The sequence below is a fragment of the Acidovorax sp. FHTAMBA genome, assembly GCF_038958875.1.
In the GTDB taxonomy this organism is placed as follows: Bacteria; Pseudomonadota; Gammaproteobacteria; order Burkholderiales; family Burkholderiaceae_C; genus Acidovorax.
In genome coordinates, this window is the sequence record NZ_CP152407.1 from 2,745,694 (window position 1) to 2,766,102 (window position 20,409).

At 62.3% G+C, this 20,409-nt stretch carries 21 protein-coding genes and 1 pseudogene; 18 read left to right on the plus strand and 4 right to left on the minus strand.

Annotated features, from left to right (window positions below; all coding sequences use genetic code 11):
* Positions 1-2 precede the first annotated feature (2 nt).
* The 3 genes from rlmH (at position 3) to rng (ending at position 2,696) form a co-directional block, all read left to right on the plus strand.
* Positions 3-470, plus strand: a complete 468-nt coding sequence (rlmH, locus tag AAFF19_RS12940) for a 23S rRNA (pseudouridine(1915)-N(3))-methyltransferase RlmH (protein WP_007858784.1) — start codon at positions 3-5, stop codon at positions 468-470.
* Between the two features lie 99 nt (positions 471-569).
* Positions 570-1,184, plus strand: a complete 615-nt coding sequence (locus tag AAFF19_RS12945) for a Maf family protein (RefSeq protein WP_342720305.1) — start codon at positions 570-572, stop codon at positions 1,182-1,184.
* A 24-nt stretch (positions 1,185-1,208) separates the two neighbouring features.
* Complete coding sequence (gene rng, locus AAFF19_RS12950; protein ID WP_008904839.1) at positions 1,209-2,696, plus strand: ribonuclease G; 1,488 nt, start codon at positions 1,209-1,211, stop codon at positions 2,694-2,696.
* A gap of 35 nt (positions 2,697-2,731) precedes the next feature.
* Here the strand turns inward: rng and AAFF19_RS12955 are convergent, their stop codons facing one another.
* A complete protein-coding gene (locus tag AAFF19_RS12955) occupies positions 2,732-3,340 on the minus strand; it encodes a glutathione S-transferase family protein (protein ID WP_342720306.1) in 609 nt (202 codons plus the stop codon).
* Positions 3,341-3,575: 235 nt separating this feature from the next.
* Positions 3,576-4,028, minus strand: coding sequence for an HAD domain-containing protein (locus tag AAFF19_RS12960; RefSeq protein ID WP_099741089.1), 453 nt, complete (start codon positions 4,026-4,028; stop codon positions 3,576-3,578).
* Between the two features lie 114 nt (positions 4,029-4,142).
* Between AAFF19_RS12960 and AAFF19_RS12965 the strand changes: the two genes are divergently transcribed.
* Positions 4,143-4,445, plus strand: a complete 303-nt coding sequence (locus AAFF19_RS12965) for a helix-turn-helix transcriptional regulator (protein ID WP_082836262.1) — start codon at positions 4,143-4,145, stop codon at positions 4,443-4,445.
* Here AAFF19_RS12965 and AAFF19_RS12970 read toward each other — a convergent pair.
* Positions 4,442-4,882 (minus strand): hypothetical protein, encoded by a 441-nt coding sequence (locus AAFF19_RS12970; RefSeq protein ID WP_063459123.1) that lies wholly within the window; start codon positions 4,880-4,882, stop codon positions 4,442-4,444. The genes AAFF19_RS12965 and AAFF19_RS12970 overlap by 4 nt on opposite strands.
* A 177-nt stretch (positions 4,883-5,059) precedes the next feature.
* Here AAFF19_RS12970 and AAFF19_RS12975 point away from each other — a divergent pair, with 177 nt between their 5' ends.
* From AAFF19_RS12975 to AAFF19_RS13010, 8 genes and pseudogenes are all read left to right on the plus strand, one after another.
* Positions 5,060-5,497 carry a helix-turn-helix domain-containing protein gene (locus AAFF19_RS12975; protein WP_099741088.1) on the plus strand — a complete coding sequence of 146 codons (438 nt, stop codon included), beginning with the start codon at positions 5,060-5,062 and terminating at the stop codon, positions 5,495-5,497.
* Positions 5,498-5,685: 188 nt separating this feature from the next.
* The gene (locus AAFF19_RS12980) at positions 5,686-5,862 is read left to right on the plus strand and encodes a hypothetical protein (protein WP_158236318.1); all 177 of its coding nucleotides are present in this window, start codon (positions 5,686-5,688) and stop codon (positions 5,860-5,862) included.
* 72 nt (positions 5,863-5,934) lie between these two features.
* Positions 5,935-6,114 carry an MbcA/ParS/Xre antitoxin family protein gene (locus tag AAFF19_RS12985; protein ID WP_233195217.1) on the plus strand — a complete coding sequence of 60 codons (180 nt, stop codon included), beginning with the start codon at positions 5,935-5,937 and terminating at the stop codon, positions 6,112-6,114.
* A gap of 163 nt (positions 6,115-6,277) precedes the next feature.
* Positions 6,278-7,804, plus strand: coding sequence for an IS21 family transposase (gene istA / locus AAFF19_RS12990; RefSeq protein WP_056637686.1), 1,527 nt, complete (start codon positions 6,278-6,280; stop codon positions 7,802-7,804).
* A complete protein-coding gene (istB, locus tag AAFF19_RS12995; RefSeq protein WP_024815605.1) occupies positions 7,797-8,582 on the plus strand; it encodes an IS21-like element helper ATPase IstB in 786 nt (261 codons plus the stop codon). Before istA ends, istB begins: the two co-directional genes overlap by 8 nt.
* Positions 8,583-8,932: 350 nt before the next feature.
* Positions 8,933-9,909: pseudogene (locus AAFF19_RS13000) on the plus strand (MFS transporter).
* An 821-nt stretch (positions 9,910-10,730) separates the two neighbouring features.
* A complete protein-coding gene (locus tag AAFF19_RS13005; RefSeq protein ID WP_121420052.1) occupies positions 10,731-11,519 on the plus strand; it encodes a HupE/UreJ family protein in 789 nt (262 codons plus the stop codon).
* A gap of 28 nt (positions 11,520-11,547) precedes the next feature.
* A complete protein-coding gene (locus tag AAFF19_RS13010) occupies positions 11,548-11,898 on the plus strand; it encodes a DUF6488 family protein (RefSeq protein ID WP_121420053.1) in 351 nt (116 codons plus the stop codon).
* A 98-nt stretch (positions 11,899-11,996) separates the two neighbouring features.
* Here the strand turns inward: AAFF19_RS13010 and AAFF19_RS13015 are convergent, their stop codons facing one another.
* Positions 11,997-12,275, minus strand: a complete 279-nt coding sequence (locus AAFF19_RS13015) for a metal-sensing transcriptional repressor (RefSeq protein WP_121420054.1) — start codon at positions 12,273-12,275, stop codon at positions 11,997-11,999.
* Positions 12,276-12,375: 100 nt separating this feature from the next.
* Here AAFF19_RS13015 and AAFF19_RS13020 point away from each other — a divergent pair, with 100 nt between their 5' ends.
* The 6 genes from AAFF19_RS13020 to AAFF19_RS13045 all read left to right on the plus strand — a co-directional run bounded on the left by AAFF19_RS13020 (position 12,376) and on the right by AAFF19_RS13045 (position 20,188).
* Complete coding sequence (locus tag AAFF19_RS13020; protein WP_121420055.1) at positions 12,376-13,692, plus strand: MFS transporter; 1,317 nt, start codon at positions 12,376-12,378, stop codon at positions 13,690-13,692.
* A gap of 199 nt (positions 13,693-13,891) precedes the next feature.
* Positions 13,892-14,341, plus strand: coding sequence for a hypothetical protein (locus AAFF19_RS13025; protein ID WP_121420056.1), 450 nt, complete (start codon positions 13,892-13,894; stop codon positions 14,339-14,341).
* A gap of 71 nt (positions 14,342-14,412) precedes the next feature.
* Positions 14,413-15,543: an efflux RND transporter periplasmic adaptor subunit gene (locus AAFF19_RS13030; protein ID WP_121420057.1), complete on the plus strand. Its 1,131-nt coding sequence runs from the start codon at positions 14,413-14,415 to the stop codon at positions 15,541-15,543.
* Position 15,544: 1 nt separating this feature from the next.
* Positions 15,545-18,649: a CusA/CzcA family heavy metal efflux RND transporter gene (locus AAFF19_RS13035; RefSeq protein WP_121420058.1), complete on the plus strand. Its 3,105-nt coding sequence runs from the start codon at positions 15,545-15,547 to the stop codon at positions 18,647-18,649.
* Complete coding sequence (locus tag AAFF19_RS13040) at positions 18,642-18,944, plus strand: DUF3240 family protein (protein ID WP_121420059.1); 303 nt, start codon at positions 18,642-18,644, stop codon at positions 18,942-18,944. Before AAFF19_RS13035 ends, AAFF19_RS13040 begins: the two co-directional genes overlap by 8 nt.
* Positions 18,941-20,188 (plus strand): TolC family protein, encoded by a 1,248-nt coding sequence (locus AAFF19_RS13045; protein ID WP_121420060.1) that lies wholly within the window; start codon positions 18,941-18,943, stop codon positions 20,186-20,188. Before AAFF19_RS13040 ends, AAFF19_RS13045 begins: the two co-directional genes overlap by 4 nt.
* Positions 20,189-20,409: the final 221 nt, after the last annotated feature.

Consider the following 20,409-nt stretch of genomic DNA (forward strand, 5'->3'; position numbering starts at 1 on the left):
CCATGAAGCTGCTGATCGTGGCCGTGGGCCAGCGCGTGCCCGACTGGGCGCAGACCGCCTACGACGATTACGCCAAACGGTTTCCCCCGGAGCTCAAGGTCGAGCTCAAAGCCGTCAAGACGGAACCGCGCGGCTCCAAGACGCTGGAGACGCTGTATGCCGCCGAGCGTGAGCGCATCGAAGCCGCCATCCCCCGTGGCACGCGGGTGGTGGCGCTGGACGAACGCGGCACCAACCTCACCACCAAGGCCCTGGCAGAACGCCTGAAAGGCTGGCAGCTGGGCGGCGACGATGTGGCGCTGGTCATCGGCGGGCCGGATGGACTGGACCCCGCCTTTCGGCAGGCGGCGCACGAACGCATCCGCCTGTCGGATCTGACCTTGCCCCACGCCATGGTGCGCGTGCTGCTCATCGAGCAGCTGTACCGCGCCTGGTCCGTGAATGCCGGGCACCCCTACCACCGCGAATGAGGTGGTGCCAGCGGGTGTGCTGAAGCGTTACTATTTTATTGATAGCTACTAGCGCATGATGGATAAGCGCTAGAGCCGATTTTGACCATAAATCTGTTCATGCCTGACTTCATCTACCTCGCCTCCCAAAGCCCGCGCCGCCGTCAGCTGCTTGAACAACTGGGCGTGCGCCACGAGCTGCTGTTGCCCAATGTGGAGGGCGACGAGGCCGAAGACGCCGAGGCCATCGAGGTAGTGCTGCCCGGCGAAGCGCCCACGGCCTATGTGGAGCGCGTGACCGCCCTCAAGCTTGATGCCGCTGTGGCCCGGCGCGCAAGGCGCCAATTGCCGCAGGCGCCCATCCTGTGCTCGGACACCACCGTAGCCCTCGGCCGCACCATCTACGGCAAGCCCGACGACGCGCTCCATGCCGCGCGCATGCTGGCTGAGCTGGCGGGCCACGAGCACCGCGTGCTCACCGCCGTGGCGCTGCAGGTGGGCCCCAAGCGCCTGAGCGCGCTGTCGGTGTCGCGCGTCACTTTTGCCGCGATGACGCCCGCGCAGATCGACGCCTACGTCGCCACTGGCGAGCCACTGGGCAAGGCGGGGGCGTACGGCATCCAGGGCCGGGCGGCGGCGTATGTGGAGCACCTGGCCGGCAGCTATTCGGGCATCATGGGTCTGCCCATGTACGAGACGGCGCAACTGCTGCGTGCGGCGGGCTTCCCTCTATAAGCAAAAGAACATGGTGACGCTGTCATGCAACAAGACATCCTGATCAACTGGTCGCCCCAGGAAACCCGTGTGGCTGTGGTGGAGCATGGCGCCGTGCAGGAGCTGCATGTGGAGCGCACGCTGGAGCGTGGCCTGGTGGGCAACGTCTATCTGGGCAAGGTTTCGCGCGTCTTGCCCGGCATGCAGTCGGCCTTTATCGACATTGGCCTGGAACGTGCTGCGTTTTTGCATGTGGCCGATGTGTGGCAGCGCCAGCCAGACGGCGAGCCGCCTGCATTCGCCCGCAAGAACGAGCCGCAGGTGCCGATTGAAAAGCAGGTGTTCGAGGGACAGTCGCTCATGGTGCAGGTCATCAAGGACCCGATTGGCACCAAGGGCGCGCGGCTGTCCACGCAGATCAGCGTGGCCGGGCGCCTGCTGGTGTTCTTGCCGCAGGACGACCATGTGGGCGTGTCGCAGAAGATTCCGCCCGCCGAGCGTGATGCCCTGCGCGCGCGGCTGCAGGCGCTGGTGGGCGACAAATCCACGGGCGGTGGCGGCGGCTTCATCCTGCGCACCAACGGTGAGGATTCGACCGATGCCGAACTGGCCGAAGACATTGCCTACCTGCGCAAGACCTGGGCGCGCATCAAGGAGGCATCTCTCAAGCTGCCCGCCATGTCGCTGCTGCACCAGGACCTGGATCTGCTGCAGCGCGTGCTGCGCGATCTGGTGGGCGACCACACGCAGACCATCCGTATCGATTCGATGGAGCAGTTCCAGCGCCTGCGCGCGTTTGGTCAGGAATTCATGCCCGCTGCCGTGGGCAAGCTGCAGCATTACAAGGGCGAGCGGCCCATCTTTGACCTGTATTCCATCGACGAGGAAGTGGCCAAGGCCCTGGGCCGCCGGGTCGATCTGAAATCGGGCGGCTACCTCATCGTGGACCAGACCGAGGCGCTCACCACCATCGACGTGAACACCGGTGGGTACGTGGGTGCGCGCAACTTCGACGACACGATCTTCAAGACCAACCTGGAGGCCGCCCAGGCCATTGCGCGCCAGCTGCGCCTGCGCAATCTGGGCGGCATCATCATCGTGGATTTCATCGACATGGTGCGCGACGACCACCAGCAGGCTGTGCTGGCAGAGTTCAAAAAACAGCTCGCCCGCGACCGCGTGAAGACCATGGCGGGCGGCTTCTCGCAGCTCGGCCTGGTGGAGATGACGCGCAAGCGCACCCGCGAATCCCTGGCCCACATGCTTTGCGAGCCCTGCGAGGCCTGCCAGGGCAAAGGCAGCGTGAAGACCGCGCGCAGCGTGTGCTACGACATCCTGCGCGAGATCCTGCGCGAAGCCCGCCAGTTCAACCCGCGCGAGTTCCGCGTGGTGGCTTCACCCCGTGTGGTGGAGCTGTTTCTGGACGAGGAAAGCCAGCACCTGGCCGGCCTCTCGGACTTCATCAGGAAGCCGATATCGCTGCAGTCAGAAAGTGCGATGGGGCAGGAGCAGTACGACATCGTGCTGCTGTAGGCCACGGCCGCCTGTGTGACAGCCATGGGCCTCGGTCAGGCGTCGATCTGCATCGCAGGGCGCGCCTGTACCCGGTCCAGCCAGGCCTGCACATGCGGGTGCGCATGGACGGGCGCGCCCAGGTACACGCTGTAGCCCAGCACCGAGCCCACTACTAAATCCACCAGCGAATAGTCGGCACCCAGCATCCAGGGTTGCAGGACCAGCCGGGCGTCCAGCACTTCCAACAGCTCGTTCAGCTGACGCATGACTGCTTCTGCCTGGGCGGTGTTGCGCCACACCTCTTCGCCCTGGGTGGCGACATGCAGGCGCCCCACCAGCGCGCCATAGGTCACATACGACCACGTGCACCACGACAGGGCCTGCAACGCCTCGGGTGTGCCGCCTGCGGGCCACAGGCCACGGTCCACACCATAGCGATGGCCCAGCCACAAATGGATGGCCAGGGCTTCGAACATGGGCGCGCCGTCCACCGTCAACGTGGGCACCTTGCCGTTCGGGTTCAGGGCCAGGTAGTCTGGGCGGCGCTGCTGGCCAGTGCGGATGTCGATCTTCACGCGCTCATGCGGCACACCCAGTTCGGTGAGGGCGCATGCGATAGGGGTGGCGCTGGACATGGGGTGCCAGTAAAGGACGATGGACATGGAGAACTCCTTGGTAGTGGTGGAAAAAAGGTGGAGTCACTGTAAGAATCATTGCGGACAATTTCAGTCCTCGATCCACCGTACAGTGGCGCCATGCTGACCTCCTCAATCCGACTGTTGCGCCTGCTGTCTGGGGTGATCTCACTTTCGGTGCAGATTACCCGGTTAGGACGCTCGGGTTAACCCTAGATTAGTGTTTTCTGAGGTCAGGTGGTCTGCCCTCCTGGCAGTCTTTTCAAAGTGTGGTTTGAAGACGAGCTGTCAGTTGTGAACCGGTGGCCTGCGTGAGTCCCGTTCGCCCATCGACCAAAAACAACGACTTGCAGAACGGCCGATAGAGCCACGATCGATCATCCACCGCCACCCATCTGCGATGTGGCACATCGTTGGCCCAAAGCCAGGCATGGCACTCGGCCTCCCGCTCGTACCCCACCAGCGTATTCGGGACGTTCGTTAGATCGCAATATCTGGGGGTAACGCCTTCGATCATGGCGGCAATGTCCGGAGAGAACCTTTCCAATAGATCCTCATAGGCCTGTTCCAGGCGCCAGGTGCTGGTGATCACGATCTGGCACTCGGGCACCTGTCGTAACGCATCTTCCAAGATCGATAGGCAACAGAAGTGCCTCGACTCGTGGCAGTGCTCTGGGTGCAGGACCCCATCAAAATCCAGAAAGAGTATGGGCACAGCGCGACTTCAGAAACAGATTTCCAACAGGGGCTGAATATTTTTTCGAGTTAGCGAGCCTATGAGACTATTTGGTCGTGGTCTTTTTAGTCTCATTGGACGGAAATCGGGTGGATGTCTTCCCGAAAGCGTGTTCCACCCCAAGCCGACTTTGGTCGGGCGCTGCAGCAATTGCGCGCGGCACGCGGCTTGGTTCAGGAAGACATGTTGCTGGCAACGAGCCGCCGACACATCAGTCGCATCGAGCAGGGACATCAAGTGCCCAGTATCCGCACCATCGAGGTATTGGCCGAGCAGATGCAGATCCACCCTTTAACCTTGATTGCTACCGCGTACTGCCCAGACCTGGACACGAACTTGGTCAATGAACTCCTCAGGACCGTCAAAGCGGACTTCAAGGGCATCATTTCAGACTAGGCTTGGCATTCCGATTCGGCCTGTTCCTTGGCATACTGAACCAGCATTTGAAGCCCTTGTATCAGACCGGTGCCAATGGGTGTGGCATCTTGGCGGTGCAACATCCGATTGACGATCTCCCGATCCACAGCAGTGCTGAGCAAGCACAGTGCTTCTTGCAGAGTTTCGAGGCCCACTTCCAAGCTGTCGCCTGAACGTTTGGCTCCCGCCTTGGTCAGAAGCAACAGGGCGAGCGGTAAGGCTGCACTAGCGGGATCGTGATCCCCGCTCCAATCCGAGCCAGACAGAAGGTCTCGGAGTTGGTCTGACATCAACAATAGGTGGTTGTCATCCAGCGCATCCGGCAGGATGGCTTCCCAACCCCGTGACGTGATCAGGCGCAACATGTCCTGTGCTCCAAATTTTCCTAGGGTCGCTTTTTCCAAACGCAGCATCATTCTTCATTCAAGTTAATATGAGACTAATTGGTCCCTTTTGGGGCCGTGGCGTGCGAAGATAGCTGAATGGAATGCCATTTTTGTTTTCCAAGTGTGCCCGTCTCCCAATGGAAATAAACCGGTTGCCCAGATCTGCTTAAAGAGGCAACCAGTCTGTTGCCTCATGCGTTTGCCCCCTTGAAAAACCGCCTGGATCTCACCCGCTTGGCCGAACTTGATCGGCAGTTTTGCGATTTCGCGAAGCTGCAGCGGAATGCCACGCCCAGGTGTGGCTGGGCAAAGACGGTGAGATTGGCCTTGGGCATGAGTTCCAAAGCGCTAGGTGAGCGCTTGGGCATGACGGCGCAGGGAGTCCGCAAACTGGAGCAGGCCGAGGCCAACGGCACTATCACGCTGAATACGCTTGCACGTTTGGCTCATGGCCTGGACTGTGAAGTGCACTACATGTTTGTTCCCCGAACCAGTTTGGTGGAGCAGGTGCTCAACCGTACTCAAGACATCGCTGGAATTGCGTTGCCGTCCACGTTGAAGGGGGCGGAGGTGCTGACAGATGCAGAGACGCTGATGGCCCTTACGAGTGCGCTGGTAAAAGTGAGCAAGCGTGGCCTTTGGTGAGTCAGCGCTGGTTCTCCTACCGATACAACCCCGCGATGAGTTTGAACTTCGTTGCTATCATTAGCGCAAAGCAAGCCCCCGGTGCGACCTCTGCGAAAGCATGCCCCCGGGGGCGACGTTTTTCTGAGAGGTACTTTGATGAAATCTCTCTCCGAAGCTCGCGACAGCTCTTGAGAGATCACCGCGCCATGGAATTGCACCGCACAGGTCAGGCTGCCCGCAAGGCGAAGCGCGTCATCACAATCAAGGTCAAGCACGCTCTTCCTGTCATCACCGCAAGGGAATATGCGCGCTCGGGCGATGCAACCAAAGATCCGACACTCAGGCGACGCCGCTGTGCCATTGTTAACGGGACTGATCGGTAACTTGTGGACACGAATTCTGCCCCCATCGCCCTAGAAGACCACATCGCTATTCTCACTATGCTTGTGCGGCGCATGGTTGATGAGTCTGGTGACCCAACTGGTTTCGACGCACAGACCTGGCTTAATCACTGGCTCGTGGGGGTGGTCCCAGCGTTGGGTGATCGAAGGCCTCTCGATGTGCTCAAAGAGCCCGGCGGCCTTGAGGTGGTGCGGAGCTTGCTCATGCGTGTCCAGTCTGGTGCGTTCTCGTAGGAATACGCACGTGGCTGGCAAGTTCTGAGTCCGCTCTGGCCCCGCCTGTTGACGCCGACCGAAAACTGAGCCACTTTTTGGTGTGATGCCGACCTAAAACTGAGCCAGGTGTTTTACCTACCCTGCTGTTTTGTGCAGCAAGGGAATGAAGAGGGTGATCACCATGGACATGATTGGCAAGATACGGCGGATGCACCGCCGGGACAAGAAGACGAAGCGGGAGATATCGAGGGCCACGGGCCTGTCGCGCAACACGGTGGCCAAGTGGCTGGACGAGGCGCAGCCGGTCGAGCCCAAGTACCGCCGGGAGGCGGCGAAGGCGACCAAGCTGTCGGCGCACGAGGCGGAGCTCAAGCAAGCCTTGAAGGCCGATGCCAAGCGGCCCAAGAAGGAGCGGCGCACGGCCAAGGCCTTGTTCACGCAGATCAAGGCAGCGGGCTACGAAGGTGGCTACACGCGGGTGACGGATTTCATCCGCAAGTGGCGCCAAGGTGAAGGCCAACAGGCGGCCTGCAAGGCCTTCGTGCCATTGACCTTCGAGCTTGGCGAGGCCTTCCAGTTCGACTGGAGCGAAGACGGCTTGCTGGTGGGCGGGGTGTACTACCGCATGCAGGTCTCGCACATGAAGCTGTGTGCCAGTGGGGCCTTCTGGCTGGTGGCCTACCCCAGCCAAGGCCACGAGATGCTGTTCGATGCGCACACCCGCAGCTTTGCAGCGCTGGGTGGCGTGGCACGCCGTGGCATCTACGACAACATGAAGACGGCGGTCGACAAAGTCAAGAAGGGCAAAGGCCGCGTGGTCAATGCGCGCTTTGCAGCCATGTGCGCGCACTATCTGTTCGACCCTGATTTTTGCAACCGTGCCAGCGGCTGGGAGAAGGGGCGCGTGGAGAAGGATGTGCAAGACAGCCGCCGTCGCATCTGGGTGGAGGCGGGGCAACGGCGCTTTGGCAGCTTTACCGAGCTCAATGCGTGGCTGGGCGAGCGCTGCCGGGCTCTGTGGCGAGAGCTGCGCCACCCGCAGCACAAAGCGTTCAGCATCGCCGAGATGCTGGAGCTGGAGCAAAGCCACCTGATGCCGATGCCGGTGGCCTTTGATGGCTATGTTGAGAACCCGGCCAAGGTGAGCAGCACCTGCCTGGTGACGGTGGCGCGCAACCGCTACTCGGTGCCCTGCGAATGGGCGGGGCAAATGGTCAGCACACACCTGTACCCGGCGCAGATCGTGGTGGTGGCCGGCGATGCTATGGTGGCCACGCACGAGCGCCTGAGCGATCGCAACCAGACCCGCTACGACTGGCAGCATTACGTGCCGCTGATCGAGCGCAAGCCGGGCGCGCTGCGCAACGGCGCGCCCTTTGCAGACCTGCCCGAGCCATTGCAGCGCATGCGCAAAGGCTTGCTGCACCAGGAGGGCGGCGACAGGGTGATGGCGCAGGTACTGGCCGAGGTGCCCAAGCAAGGGCTGGACGCCGTGCTGGTGGCGGTGGAGTTGGCCCTGGAGAGTGCGCCGCCATCGGGGCGGGTGAGCACCGAGCACGTCATCAACGTGCTCGGCCGCCTGCAAGCGCAGCCCCTGCCCGAGACGGTTGCGACCAACCTGCAAGTGAGCCAGACACCCCTGGCCGACACGGCGCGCTATGACAGCCTGCGCGCTGGCAGCGACATGCAGGAGGCCGATCATGCGTGAGCTGGACAAGGAGTTCAAAGAGCTGCGCCTGTACGGCATGGCCGGGGCCTGGGAGGACCTGGTCAAGCAAGGCGGCCACGCCACGCTGGAGAGCTCGCGCTGGCTGCTGGAGCACCTGCTGCAAGCGGAAGTCACGGACAGAGCCATGCGCTCAGTGAGCTACCAGATGCACACGGCGAAGTTCCCCGTGCACCGCGACCTGGCGGGCTTCGACTTCGAATGCTCGCCCGTGGACAAAAAGCTCATCGAGCAGTTGGCCAGCATGGCGTTCACCGAGCAGGCGCACAACGTGGTGCTGGTGGGTGGCCCCGGCACGGGCAAGACGCATCTGGCCACGGCCATCGGCGTGGCGGGCATCACGCGCCATGGCTCACGCGTGCGGTTTTACTCCACGGTGGACCTGGTCAACGCACTGGAGCAGGAGAAGGCCCAAGGCAAGGCAGGCCGCATCGCAGCGAGCTTGCAGCGCATGGACCTGGTCATCCTTGATGAGCTGGGCTACCTGCCCTTCAGCCAGGCAGGCGGCGCCTTGCTGTTCCACCTGCTGAGCAAGCTCTACGAGCAGACCAGCGTGATGATCACCACCAACCTGGACTTCAAGGAATGGTCCAGCGTGTTCGGCGATGCCAAGATGACCACGGCACTGCTGGATCGACTCACGCACCACTGCCACATCGTCGAGACGGGCAACGAGTCCCACAGGTTCATGCACAGCACAGCCGTGGCCAAGAAACGCATCAAGGCACGCGAACAGGCCAAGAAGGCTGAGCCGTTCTGAGCGGTTCAAGGGCAAGCCGCTACGGGCTTCGCCCTGCGCGGCTTACCCTCAACGGACGACCACCGAGCTCGATCACCAAGGAGACCAAAACCGACCCAAGGCACTACACTTATCCACAGCCGACCTTCACAGGTTGGCCATTAGCCCTGGCTCAAAATTCAATCGGCACGGTGGCTCAATTTTGAATCGGCGCCAACACCGAAGTTGCTCCCCGCCCATAAGACACCGCCGTGCCTCTCCAGCCTTGGCTGAACCGCACCGTCGGCGGTGTCGGTCTGACCATCGCACTGGGCGACTTTTGCTACTAGACCACGACCGTGATCCTGCCGGGATTTCTGGCGGTGTTGGGCGTGCCGGCGGCAGCCCTGGGTTTGATCGAAGGCGCCGCCGATGCGATGGCCAGCTTCACCAAGATAGTGTCTGGTTACATCGCCGACAAGTTAGGGCATCGCAAGCTGCTGGTGCTTCTGGGCTATGCATTGACCCCTGTGGGCCAAGCCCTGATCGCATTGGCCGCAGGCTGGCCACTTCTGCTGGCGGGGCGGCTGTTGTCCTGGTTCGGCAAGGGTTGCGTGGCCCGTTGCGCGATGCCATCGTGATCCAGGCCATCCATCCCGAAGCGCGTGAACGGGCCTCCGGTTTCCACCGGGCAATGTATACGATCGGCGCCGTCGTCGGCCCATTGTTGGGGGTAACCCTGCTGGGCTGGGCACAAGACCTGCACTGGGCAGATGCTGCTGGCCCGTTCCGGCTGGTGCTATGGCTCAGCGTCATCCAGGGCGTGCTTGCAGTCATCGCGTTCCTGACCCTGGTGCAGGATCCTGCGCACTCACCCAATCCCGGCCTGCGCCTTTTCAACACCCTGCGCGGCCTGCCATCTCGCTTCAAGAAATATTTGGCCGCGGTAGGAGTTTTCGGACTGGGAGACTTCTCACACAGCCTGCTCATTCTGGCGGCCACCCAACTGCTGACAGCGCGCCTTGGCATCGTTCACGCCGCCCAGGTAGCCGGGCTGCTCTATGTATGGCGAAATGTCGTGCAGCTCCTGGCCTCCTATCCGGTGCGCGCGCGGGCCGACCGCATCGGCTCGCTGCAAGTACTGGTGATCGGCTATGCGCTGGGCGCGCTGACGGCGCTGGGAGCGGTGGCTGCCTTCTGGTGGCAAGTCGACAGCATTCCCGTGTTGGCGTTGGTTTTCCTGGCCGCTGGGCTCTATATGACCGTTCAGGAGGCGCTGGAATCGACGGTGACGGCTGACATGGTGGCGCAGGACAAGCTGGCCACCGGCTATGGCGCGCTGGGCACAGTCAACGGCATCGCCAGCTGATTTCCACCTCGGCCGTGGGCTTGTTGTGGACGGCAATGTCGCCTTTGCTTGCCTTTGGGTTGGCGCCCGTGCTGATGGCCATGGGTACGCTGGCGCTGAGGCGTGTGCGGTGAGTTGCCAACGTCTGCGTCCATCCAGGGCGCAGCGTGGGACTGAGGGGTCGCCAGTATTGCTCTCTCCTCACCTTCACCGCTTGCATGATGGGTCTATCAGCGGTTGTCGGGTACGAATATGCCACTGGGTCCAGCAGGGAACTCTCGACCCCATAGGCTGTGATCTACAATTGATAGCATGCCCCATCGCTTGCGATCATTGCTGCTGGTAATTGCCTTGTTATGGCAATCCATCGGCATGGTCACTCCATTTGCGGTAGCACAGCGCGCGGACCAGATGGCCCACATGGTGGTCCATACCCAGGATGTCGACCATCACCACCACGAGGATCTCTCAGCGCATGTGGAGGCATCTGGTGGGCTCGACAGCCACGAGCACGCAGACACGGGGGTCACCCCGGCCGGTCTGTTGCCTAGTGCCTCGTTGAAAGTTCCCAGCCTTCCCCCTGCAAGCCCTGCCGCGCTCATATTGCAGCGGTACATCCCTCCCTCCTTGGACGGGCTTTTACGCCCTCCCACAGCGCTCGCCTGAGCGTGAACGTCTGCCGCGCATGAAGGCGCGCTGAGCGTTCATCCATTCCCTCCCTGACTTCTTTCGCCCAATGGCATCAGGCGCAGCGCGCCCGCTTGCGTTCGCCTGGGCCTTTTCAATGTCGCGGCAACGCGCGACATCGGGCACTCGTTCGCTCATATTTTGGAAGGCACTTCATGAACCTACCGCTCTGGTTGAAGCGGCTCGCTCCGGCCTTGCTCCTGTTGATTCCCCTGGTGGCCGTCGCGCATGGCATCTCCGAGGAGGATCGACAGCGCATGCTGGACGGTGGCTATCTTCAGTACATCGGTCTTGGCGCAAGCCACATGCTCACGGGCTACGACCACTTGCTCTTTCTCTTCGGGGTGGTGTTTTTTCTCTCGTCCTTCAAGGACGTAGCGAAATTCGTCACCGTGTTCACGATCGGGCACTGCATCACGCTGATCTTCGCCACGTATTTCAAGATCACCTGGAACTACTACCTGATCGACGCCATCATCGCGCTGAGCGTGATGTACAAGGCGTTCGACAACAACGGCGGGTTCCAGAAGCACTTTGATATCAAGTCGCCGAACCTTCTTGCAGCAGTGTTCGGATTCGGCCTGCTGCATGGTTTCGGGCTGTCAACGCGCTTGCAGCAGTTGCCGCTGGGCGACGACAGCGGCTCCATGCTGCTTCGTATCCTCAGCTTCAACCTGGGCGTGGAGCTGGGCCAGATCGCGGCTCTCACCGGCATGGTTGCCTTGCTCGCACTGTGGCGCCATCGACCGTCATTCAAGCGGTTCAGCTACATGGCCAACCTGGGACTTTTCTATGCCGGGGTGTACCTGCTTTTCATGCAGTTGCACGGCTACCAGCATGACGTCGATCCAGACAGTTTCCGATTCCCCGCCGCCGAGCACCAGCACGTCCATGAAGACATGGACATTCAGAAATCGACTGATGACAGTCGCAACACCCTTTGACCCGCTTTACCAACCGAAAGACAGCACCATGAAATACCTGATCGCCGCCGCAACCATCGTCTCTGGCTTCACCTTTGCGACCCCCGCGCTAGCCTCCGAGGGGGGCAGTTGCCACTTCCATGGCAACAAGCCCACCACCGACACGGTTGTGGTGGGATGCGCCAATCAGCGCAGGGACGCGCTGGTAGGCAGCGGCAAGCTGAACAAGCCGTGGCAGGCCGTGAAACACGACAAGGTCGAGATGGTCGACGGAAAAAAGGGCAAGGAATGGCGTGTGACGTTTAGCAACCCCGCGGAACAGGACAAGAGCAAGGCAACGCTCTACATGTTCTTCACGCCGGCAGGCAACTTCATAGCGTCGAACTTCACTGGCCAGTAACGCATGGCCGCCCCTGCAGCAGATGCGGGGGCCCTCCCAGGGGATGCCTGGAACGAAAACACCCTCAGGGGTGAAATCTTCCAGGCGTTCTCGCGGGATCAAAGGTACTTGGTCAAATCCTTGAATTCGGCTATCGATGCCCGCGCGGAAGCTGCACTTGCGCCCACGACCTGGTCCAGGCAGTTGTCGAGATGGTCATGGATCACCACCTTCTTGGCGGCGCTGATTGCGCGTTCCACCGCGTGCAGCTGCTGGGCGATTTCGTTGCACGGCCGGTGGCTCTCGATCATGGCGATGACATTCGCCAAGTGGCCGTTGGCCCGCTTCAATCGCTTGACCACGTCGGGATGACTGGCATGTAGGTGTTTCTCTGTCATGCCATATCCTATCCCCCAGGATACGATACGGTCAATATTTCTCCATTCCACCGATTCGCTGGAGGATTGGTGGCCAACGACTTCCCCAGAAAGGTCCCCCATGTTGGAAGTGCTTGCAAACAGAACCTATCGGCACCTGTTCTTCGCGCAGGTGATCGCCTTGCTCGGCACTGGGCTGGCGACCGTGGCGCTCGGCCTGCTCGCCTTCGATCTGGCAGGAGCAAATGCGGGCGCGGTGCTGGGTACGGCACTCGCCATCAAGATGCTGGCTTATATCGGCGTCGCGCCGGTCGCGTCGGCCATGGCAGAACGCTTGCCCCGCCGCGCGGTTCTGGTTGCGCTCGATCTGATCCGGGCAGGCGTGGCCCTCATGCTTCCATTCGTGACCCAGATCTGGCAGGTATACGTGCTGATCTTCGTGCTGCAGTCTGCATCCGCCGCATTCACGCCCACCTTCCAGGCAACCATTCCGGACGTGCTGCCCGAAGAGAACGACTACACGAAGGCGCTTTCACTGTCCCGACTGGCCTACGACCTCGAATCGCTGGCCAGCCCTATCCTGGCGGCATTGTTGCTGACCTTCGTGAGCTACCACAGCCTGTTTGGTGGCACGGTCGTTGGCTTCATCGCATCGGCCGCCCTGGTGATATCGGCCGTGCTGCCGAAGGCCAAACTGCCACCAAAGCGCAGCATTTATGAGCGCACTACGCGGGGCCTGCGGATCTATCTGGCGACGCCGCGCCTGCGTGGGCTCCTTGCACTCAATCTCGCCGTGGCCGCAGGCAGCGCGATGGTCATCGTGAACACTGTGGTTCTGGTGCAGTCGCAGATGGGAATGACGCAGACCTCCACTGCCATCGCGCTCGCTTGCTTTGGCGCCGGGTCCATGATCATGGCCTTGCTGTTGCCCCGGCTTCTCGACCGCGTGCGCGAACGTCCGGCCATGCTCGCCGGCGCATCGGTGGTCGCGGCGGGTCTCATGCTCGGTTGGGCGCTTGCGAACCGGTACGAGGTGTTGCTGCCTCTGTGGTTTGTGATGGGCCTGGGCTACTCCCTGGCCCAGACTCCCTCGGGGCGCCTGTTGCGCCGCTCGTCAAGCGAAGAAGACCGGCCTGCGCTGTTTGCCGCCCAGTTTGCGCTCTCGCACGCCTGCTGGCTCATCACCTACCCGCTGGCGGGATGGGTGGGCGCCCGATTTGGTGTGGACGCAAGCTTTGCATCGCTGGGGATCGTCGCGGTGGCCGCCATCGCCGTTTCTGCCTGGCTATGGCCCGACCGGGAGCCCTCTGAGCTGTCGCATGCACACGATGACCTGCCGCCAGACCATCCGCACCTTGCCGGGGCGGGGCAAACCGGAGGGCGAAAACACTCTCATGCATATGTCATTGATGACGAGCACCAGCGCTGGCCGCAGTAGCCGCCCGTGCAAGCGAGGGAAGGGGCGCAAATCAGTGGGTGGTGATGCCAACTGCCAGCGCGTTTTTCCGATGGCGTGGCCGGGCGAGACGCGGGAGCAGGTGCTGCAGGCGTCCAGGCCCCACATATTTGTCCTGCAAGCAGGATCGAAAATTCACCAGCTGGGGCACAATGGTTGCCGCTGCTAAACACGGCTCCTTATGTCTACCCCTCTGCGCCAAATCCCCCTCCAGAAGAGCCGGTCCCCGGTCTCGCTGGCGCGCGCATTGTGGATTGCCAAGTGGCTCCTGGTGCTGGTTCTGGCCTGGGACCAGATTGCCTCGCCCCTGCACCAGCACCATCACGACTCAGGAATCGACGGTTCCTGGATCGGTGCGATGCAGGATGGCGCCGGCGCCGAGGCGCTGCATGTGGACGATGGCGACAACCTGGCGCTCTTCGCTCACGCCACCATGGCCGTGCAGTTGCAGGCCGCTTCCGGCCAACTGAGCACCGCCAGCGAACCGGTCGCTCTGTTCTTTGCCTTCGCCGAGGTCTTCGACTCCGGTCAGGTGCGGGAACCGGACGTTTGGCCGACCTACGTCGCGCCGATCTACCCATCCTTCCGAAGTCTGCCTCCAGGGGGTCGTGCGCCCCCGCTCCACACCTGAAAAGCCCTTTCTTTTGCTTTTCCTGACCGCGCGCCTGGTTCCAAGGCTGTGGTCGTTTGTGGAGTTTTCCGATGCTGTACCGTTTTTCCCGGCTGGCGCTTGGCCGCCTGGCCGTTTTCGTCTTCCCTTGTCTGATCGCTGCGCCGCTGGCGGCCCTCGCGGCTGACGAGTTTCCCGTCAGCGCCGCCCAGATGCAGTCCCTGGGCGTGCAAGTGCAACGCCTCGAAAAGTCCGGCGACTCGTCGGGGCAGGCCTATTCCGCCCGTGTGGTTCTGGCACCAGGCCAGGAACAGGTAGTCAGCGCCCCCCTGGCCGGCGTGGTCGACCAGTTGCTGGTCGCCGAGAACGATGCCGTCAAGGCCGGACAGCCGCTGATGCGCCTGATCAGCCCTGAGCTCGGCGAGTTGCAACTCAAGCTGATGGAGGTCAATTCGAGCAGCCGGCTGTCGCAAAAGGCCTTGCAGCGCGAGCGCCAGCTCTTCTCGGAAGGCATCATTCCCGAGAGGCGTGTGCAGGAGGCAGAAGCCACCGCAGCACAGGACGCAGCGCGCAAGCGCCAGGCCGAGGCAGCGCTTCGGCTGGCGGGCCTGGACAGCGGGCGGATCCGCAGCATTGCTGAAGGGGGCAACGTCGAGTCGACCATTACCGTTCGCGCCAAGGCTGCGGGTCTGGTGGGAGACGTGTCCGTCAAGCCTGGCCAGCGCGTACAGCAAGCGGACATGCTTTTGCGCATCGCCAATACCAGCAAGCTGGGGTTGGAAATCCAGATTCCATCGGCCCGCAATGCCCAGGTGACAACGGTGAAGGGCGCCCCGATCACTGTGATGGGGCGAACCGGAGTGCAAGGCGAGGCGCTCAGCGTGAGCCCTATGGTCAGCGACAACCAGGTACTGACCCTGAAGGCGGCGATCACCAAGGGATCTGAGCAGCTTCGGCCCGGGGAGATCGTGCAGGTGCAGGTACCGTTCGCTGGCGCTGGCGAAGGCTGGTCAGTTCCCCTGCAGTCGGTAGTGCGCCAGGGAGACAAGGCCTATGTTTTCGTGCGCACGGACAAGGGCTTCGTGGCAACGCCAGTCACCGTGCTGGCCAGCGCCGGGCAGACGATGCGCGTGACGGGTGGGCTGCAGGTTGGCCAGGAGATCGCTACCGCGTCCGTGATCGCGCTCAAGGCGGCGTGGCAAGGCAAGGGCGGGAGCAACTGAGATGCTGACACGCCTCGTTCAATTTGCCCTTGCACAGCGGCTTTTCGTGCTGCTGGCAGGGGCCCTCCTGGCTGGAGCGGGCTGGTTCGCCTTCAAGAACCTGCCCATCGACGCCTTTCCCGACGTGTCCAGCACGCAGGTGAAGATCATCATGAAAGCGCCCGGCATGACGCCGGGAGAGATCGAAAGCCGCGTGGCCATACCGATCGAAGTGGAGATGCTGGGCATCCCCAAACAGCGCATCTTGCGCTCCGTCACCAAGTACGGCCTGGTCGATGTGACCGTCGATTTCGAGGACGGGACTGACATCTACTGGGCCCGCCAGCAAGTGTCCGAACGCTTGGCCAACATCAGCGCCGACCTGCCGCCTGGCATCACCGGCGGCATGGCCCCCGTGACGACGCCGCTGGGCGAGATGTTCATGTTCACCATCGAGGCCCCCAACATGACGCTGGAAGAGCGGCGTAGTCTGCTCGATTGGGTGATCCGGCCCGCGCTGCGCTCGGTCCCCGGCGTCGCCGATGTGAACGCGCTGGGCGGAAAGGTCCACAGTTTCGAGGTGGTCCTTGACCCGGTGAAAATGTCCGCGCTTGGCCTGTCCGCCGCGAAGATCAAGGCGTCCATAGAGGCCAACAACCGCAACGATGGCGCTGGCCGGCTTGGAGAAGGCGACGAGGTGCTGCTGGTGCGCAGCGAAGGCAGCATCCGCACCAAGGACGACCTGATGGCCATCGTCGTCAAGTACGACAAGAATGGCAGCATACGGCTGCAGGACGTGGCGCAGGTGCGGGACGGCAGCGTCACGCGCTATGGTGTGGTGACCATGGACGGCAAGGCCGAGGCCGTGCAGGGCCTTGTGCTGGGCTTGGCCGGTGCGAACGCGCAAAAGGTGGTGGAAGGCGTTACCCGCAAGATCGAGGAGATCAAGCCGACCCTGCCCGCAGGCGTTGAGCTCAAGGTCTTCTACAACCGCGCACAGTTGGTCGAGAAGGCCGTGGGCACCGTATCGCGCGCACTGCTGGAGGCTACCGCGTTGGTGCTGGTGCTTCTGGGCGCATTCCTTGGGAACATCCGGGCAGCCGTGTCGGTCGCCGTTGTACTTCCGCTCTCCGCGCTGGCCACCTTCCTGCTGATGCGTGCCGCCGGCATGTCCGCCAATCTCATGAGCCTGGGGGGCCTCGCCATTGCGCTGGGCATGCTGGTGGACGCTGCCGTCGTAGTGGTCGAGAACATCGTTCAGCACCAGGCCGCAGACGAATCCAAGGGCAAGCTACCCCGGCTGCATATCGTTTTCCGTGCCGTGCGTGAAGTGGCGGCTCCGGTTGCTGCGGGCATCCTGATCATCGTGCTGGTGTTCCTGCCGCTGCTCACGCTGCAAGGCCTGGAAGGCAAGTTCTTCGTTCCCGTGGCCATGACCATCGTCTTTGCGCTGGCCAGCTCATTGGTGCTGTCGCTGACCATCATTCCGGTGCTTTCTTCCTTCTTGCTGACCAAGGTGGCCCACCACGAGCCATGGCTGCCGCGCCAGTTGCTCAGGGCCTATGAGCCGACGCTGTCGTTCGCGTTGCGCCGTGAGCGGGTCGTGTACGTGGTGGCATGCCTGATGCTGGTGGCCGCTGCGGTGGTGTACTCGTTCGTGGGCAAGACCTTCATGCCGCCGATGGACGAGGGCGACATCATCGTGGGGATTGAGAAGCTTCCTTCGGTGAGTCTGGAAGAAACGGCCGCGCTGGACCTCAAGATCCACCAGGCGCTGATGAAAGACATTCCCGAGATCACGGGCGTGGTGGCGCGTGCGGGATCCGACGAAATCGGGCTCGACCCGATGGGCCTGAACCAGACCGATACCTTCCTGGTGCTCAAGCCACGTTCGGAATGGAAGGTTGCGAACAAGGAGGCGCTGATCGAGAAAATTCGCGGCGTCCTGGACCAGCTTCCCGGAATCAGCTACAGCTTCACGCAGCCCATCGACATGCGCGTCTCGGAGATGATCATCGGCGTGCGTGGCGACATCGCCATCAAGGTGTTCGGCCCCGATCTGGACAAACTCAATGAGCTGGCTGGGCAGATCGAAGGCCTCATGAAGCAGGTGCCGGGCAACCAGGACGTTTACACCGTGGAGAACGATGGCGTGCAGTACCTGCGTGTCATCGTGGATCGCGTGGCCGTGGGGCGCTATGGCCTGTCCATCGAGGATGTCCAGGACGCGCTCAGGGTGCAGGTCGAAGGCCAGCGCGCGGGCACGGTGATTGACGGGAACCAGCGCATTCCCATCGTCCTGCGCGGAGCCGATGGCGTGAAGATCTCGCCATCCGAGTTCGCGGCCCTCACGATCACCACGCCGGACGGCGTCAACGTACCTCTTCAGGAGCTGGCGAAACTGGAGCGCGACAGCGGCCCAGTCAAGATCGACCGGGAGATGGGCAGCCGCTACAGCGTCGTGATCGCCAACGTAACGGGGCGCGACCTGGTCGGCTTCGTCGAAGAAGCCAAGGCGAAGATCGGTCAGGCAGTGCAGTTGCCCACCGGTTACCGCATTGCCTGGGGCGGCCAGTTCGAGAACCAGCAGCGCGCGGCCGAACGACTGACGCTGGTGATTCCGCTGTCGCTCGGAGTGATCTTTCTGGTGCTGTTCTCCACCTTCGGGTCGGTGCGACAGGCCTTGCTGGTGCTCAGCAACATCCCGTTCGCGTTGGTCGGTGGCATTTTCGCGTTGTGGCTGACGGGCGAGTACCTTTCAGTGCCGGCATCCGTGGGCTTCATTGCACTGCTGGGCATCGCAGTGCTCAACGGCGTGGTGCTGGTCAGCTACTTCAATCAGCTGCATGCGGAAGGCTTGTCGCTTGTGGAGTGCGTGACCCAGGGCTCACGCCGAAGACTGAGGCCGGTGCTAATGACCGCAGCGATTACAGCGTTTGGGCTCATCCCCTTGTTGTTCGCATCGGGCCCCGGCTCCGAGATCCAGCGGCCGCTGGCCATCGTGGTGATCGGAGGCCTCATCACCGCCACCGCGCTGACGCTGATTCTCTTACCGATTCTTTACCTGCGCTTCGCCCATCCCAAGAGGCCAAACGAAGCGCCTGCACAGGAGGCCGTACATGCCTAAGCATTGTCTTTCACTGGTATGCAGCCCGGATATTGCCGAGAAGCTGCTCGATGCTTTGCTGACGGCTGTGTCAGACCAGGTCTTCACGAGCACCCCCACCTTCAGTCATGGCACGCCGCACGGCCGCCTTTCTGGGGTGGAACAGGTCATGGGACGCAGCAGTTCCGTGCAGATCCAGCTCATCGTCACGGAGGAGCAATTGAACAACACGCTGGTAACGGTGCACCTGAAATTCAAGGGCACGGGGTTGTGCTACTGGGCTTATGAACTGAGCGCTGAAGGGGTAGTGGAATGAAACAGTGGATTACTATTGCGGGAACGGCCGTACTGATGATTCTGAGCGTACCTGCCGGTGCGTGGGTGACCGACTCCGCGCCCGAGTTGCTGCCAACACCCCTGGTCCGCCAGGCGATTGACCAGGACCCTTACGTAGTCGAAGCGCGCCGTGCCCTCGCCGCGGCTGGGCATGGCGCCGCGGCGTTGCGGTCCGGCTCGCACGAGTGGACTACCCGGGCCATCGTGCAAAGCCGACGGTATGACGCCGGCGGGCGCTCCAACGAATGGGAGGCCGGCCTTGAGCGTGCTTTGCGGATAGGCGGCAAAGCCAGGCTGGACGGCGACATCGGCGAAGTAGAGATCGCAATTGCGCAGGCAAAATTGGGCGAAGCGATCCATGAGTCCGCGAGGGCGCTTGCCGACCTGTGGATGGATGTTATCGCCGCTCGCCGGCTCAAGGAGGTGATCGGTGAGCAAAGGGGCTTTGCACAGGAAAGCCTCAAGGCCGTGGAAAGCCGCCGCAAAGCGGGGGATGCCTCGGTGCTGGACGTCAACCTGGCCACGACCGATCTGGTTGAGATGGACCGTCAGCTCAGTGCTGCAGGGACAGCCGAGGCAAAGGCCCATGCCAAGCTGAACTCGCGGTTTCCTCTGATCACCGAGCTTCCGAAACTCACTGTTGATCCCAGGCCGCTGGAGACTGGGCAAGCACAATGGCGTGAGCGCATTCTGGCCGAGAGCGACCCGATCCGCATTGCTGAAGGCCAGGCCCGCAAAGCCGCCCTGTCAGCGGACCGCATGCGAGCCGACCGAACGCCCGATCCCACCGTGGGGGTCTTTGTCGCTTCGGAGGCCAGGCGCAGCGAGCGCATCTACGGCGTGAGTGTCAGCATCCCCTTGGCCGGCACCTACCGCAACGAACGCATGCTGCAGGCCCTGCAGGAGGCGGAAGCCGCCCGCGCACGGCTAGATGGCAAGCGTCGCGAGATGGAGATGGAGGTCGCTGAGACCTACATCGATGCCATGGGCAGCTTCGAGCGCTGGCGCCTGACCTCGCAAGGGCTGTCGGCGACCCAGAGCAGCGCCCGTTTGACCCAGCGTGCCTACAGCCTTGGAGAGGTGGACTTACAAGGCCTGCTGCTGGCCCGTAAGCAAGGCCTGGATGCCACCATGGCAGCCGAGCAGGCCCGCATCGAAGCCCTGCGTGCGCAGGGCCGGCTGATGATCGACGCCCATTTGGTCTGGGGGCTGGAGGAAGATTGATGCTGCGCCAGCGCTGGCATGCGCGCCGCATGCCATGCACGCGCCCGGGTTCACCGGGTGTTCTGAATATTCGACATGTCCAGGCACCAATTTGAACTCGGACTGCGTTGCTGCCGCACGGGTTCACCGTGCGGCACATCTGCGTCCATGGCGGCGCGAATGGGGGACTTTGTCTACCCTGTTCGTGCCTGGGCCGCAGTCACCGCCAAAGAGCGGGTTTG

Excerpts from the sequence above, each read along its gene's own strand:
- rlmH (WP_007858784.1), top strand. The coding sequence starts at position 3 with ATGAAGCTGCTGATCGTGGCCGTGGGCCAGCGCGTGCCCGACTGGGCG.
- AAFF19_RS12945 (WP_342720305.1), top strand. The coding sequence starts at position 570 with ATGCCTGACTTCATCTACCTCGCCTCCCAAAGCCCGCGCCGCCGTCAG.
- rng (WP_008904839.1), top strand. The coding sequence starts at position 1,209 with ATGCAACAAGACATCCTGATCAACTGGTCGCCCCAGGAAACCCGTGTG.
- AAFF19_RS12955 (WP_342720306.1), bottom strand. The coding sequence starts at position 3,340 with ATGTCCATCGTCCTTTACTGGCACCCCATGTCCAGCGCCACCCCTATC.
- AAFF19_RS12965 (WP_082836262.1), top strand. The coding sequence starts at position 4,143 with ATGTCTTCCCGAAAGCGTGTTCCACCCCAAGCCGACTTTGGTCGGGCG.
- AAFF19_RS12970 (WP_063459123.1), bottom strand. The coding sequence starts at position 4,882 with ATGATGCTGCGTTTGGAAAAAGCGACCCTAGGAAAATTTGGAGCACAG.
- AAFF19_RS12980 (WP_158236318.1), top strand. The coding sequence starts at position 5,686 with ATGGAATTGCACCGCACAGGTCAGGCTGCCCGCAAGGCGAAGCGCGTC.
- AAFF19_RS12985 (WP_233195217.1), top strand. The coding sequence starts at position 5,935 with ATGGTTGATGAGTCTGGTGACCCAACTGGTTTCGACGCACAGACCTGG.
- istA (WP_056637686.1), top strand. The coding sequence starts at position 6,278 with ATGGACATGATTGGCAAGATACGGCGGATGCACCGCCGGGACAAGAAG.
- istB (WP_024815605.1), top strand. The coding sequence starts at position 7,797 with ATGCGTGAGCTGGACAAGGAGTTCAAAGAGCTGCGCCTGTACGGCATG.
- AAFF19_RS13005 (WP_121420052.1), top strand. The coding sequence starts at position 10,731 with ATGAACCTACCGCTCTGGTTGAAGCGGCTCGCTCCGGCCTTGCTCCTG.
- AAFF19_RS13010 (WP_121420053.1), top strand. The coding sequence starts at position 11,548 with ATGAAATACCTGATCGCCGCCGCAACCATCGTCTCTGGCTTCACCTTT.
- AAFF19_RS13015 (WP_121420054.1), bottom strand. The coding sequence starts at position 12,275 with ATGACAGAGAAACACCTACATGCCAGTCATCCCGACGTGGTCAAGCGA.
- AAFF19_RS13020 (WP_121420055.1), top strand. The coding sequence starts at position 12,376 with ATGTTGGAAGTGCTTGCAAACAGAACCTATCGGCACCTGTTCTTCGCG.
- AAFF19_RS13025 (WP_121420056.1), top strand. The coding sequence starts at position 13,892 with ATGTCTACCCCTCTGCGCCAAATCCCCCTCCAGAAGAGCCGGTCCCCG.
- AAFF19_RS13030 (WP_121420057.1), top strand. The coding sequence starts at position 14,413 with ATGCTGTACCGTTTTTCCCGGCTGGCGCTTGGCCGCCTGGCCGTTTTC.
- AAFF19_RS13035 (WP_121420058.1), top strand. The coding sequence starts at position 15,545 with ATGCTGACACGCCTCGTTCAATTTGCCCTTGCACAGCGGCTTTTCGTG.
- AAFF19_RS13040 (WP_121420059.1), top strand. The coding sequence starts at position 18,642 with ATGCCTAAGCATTGTCTTTCACTGGTATGCAGCCCGGATATTGCCGAG.
- AAFF19_RS13045 (WP_121420060.1), top strand. The coding sequence starts at position 18,941 with ATGAAACAGTGGATTACTATTGCGGGAACGGCCGTACTGATGATTCTG.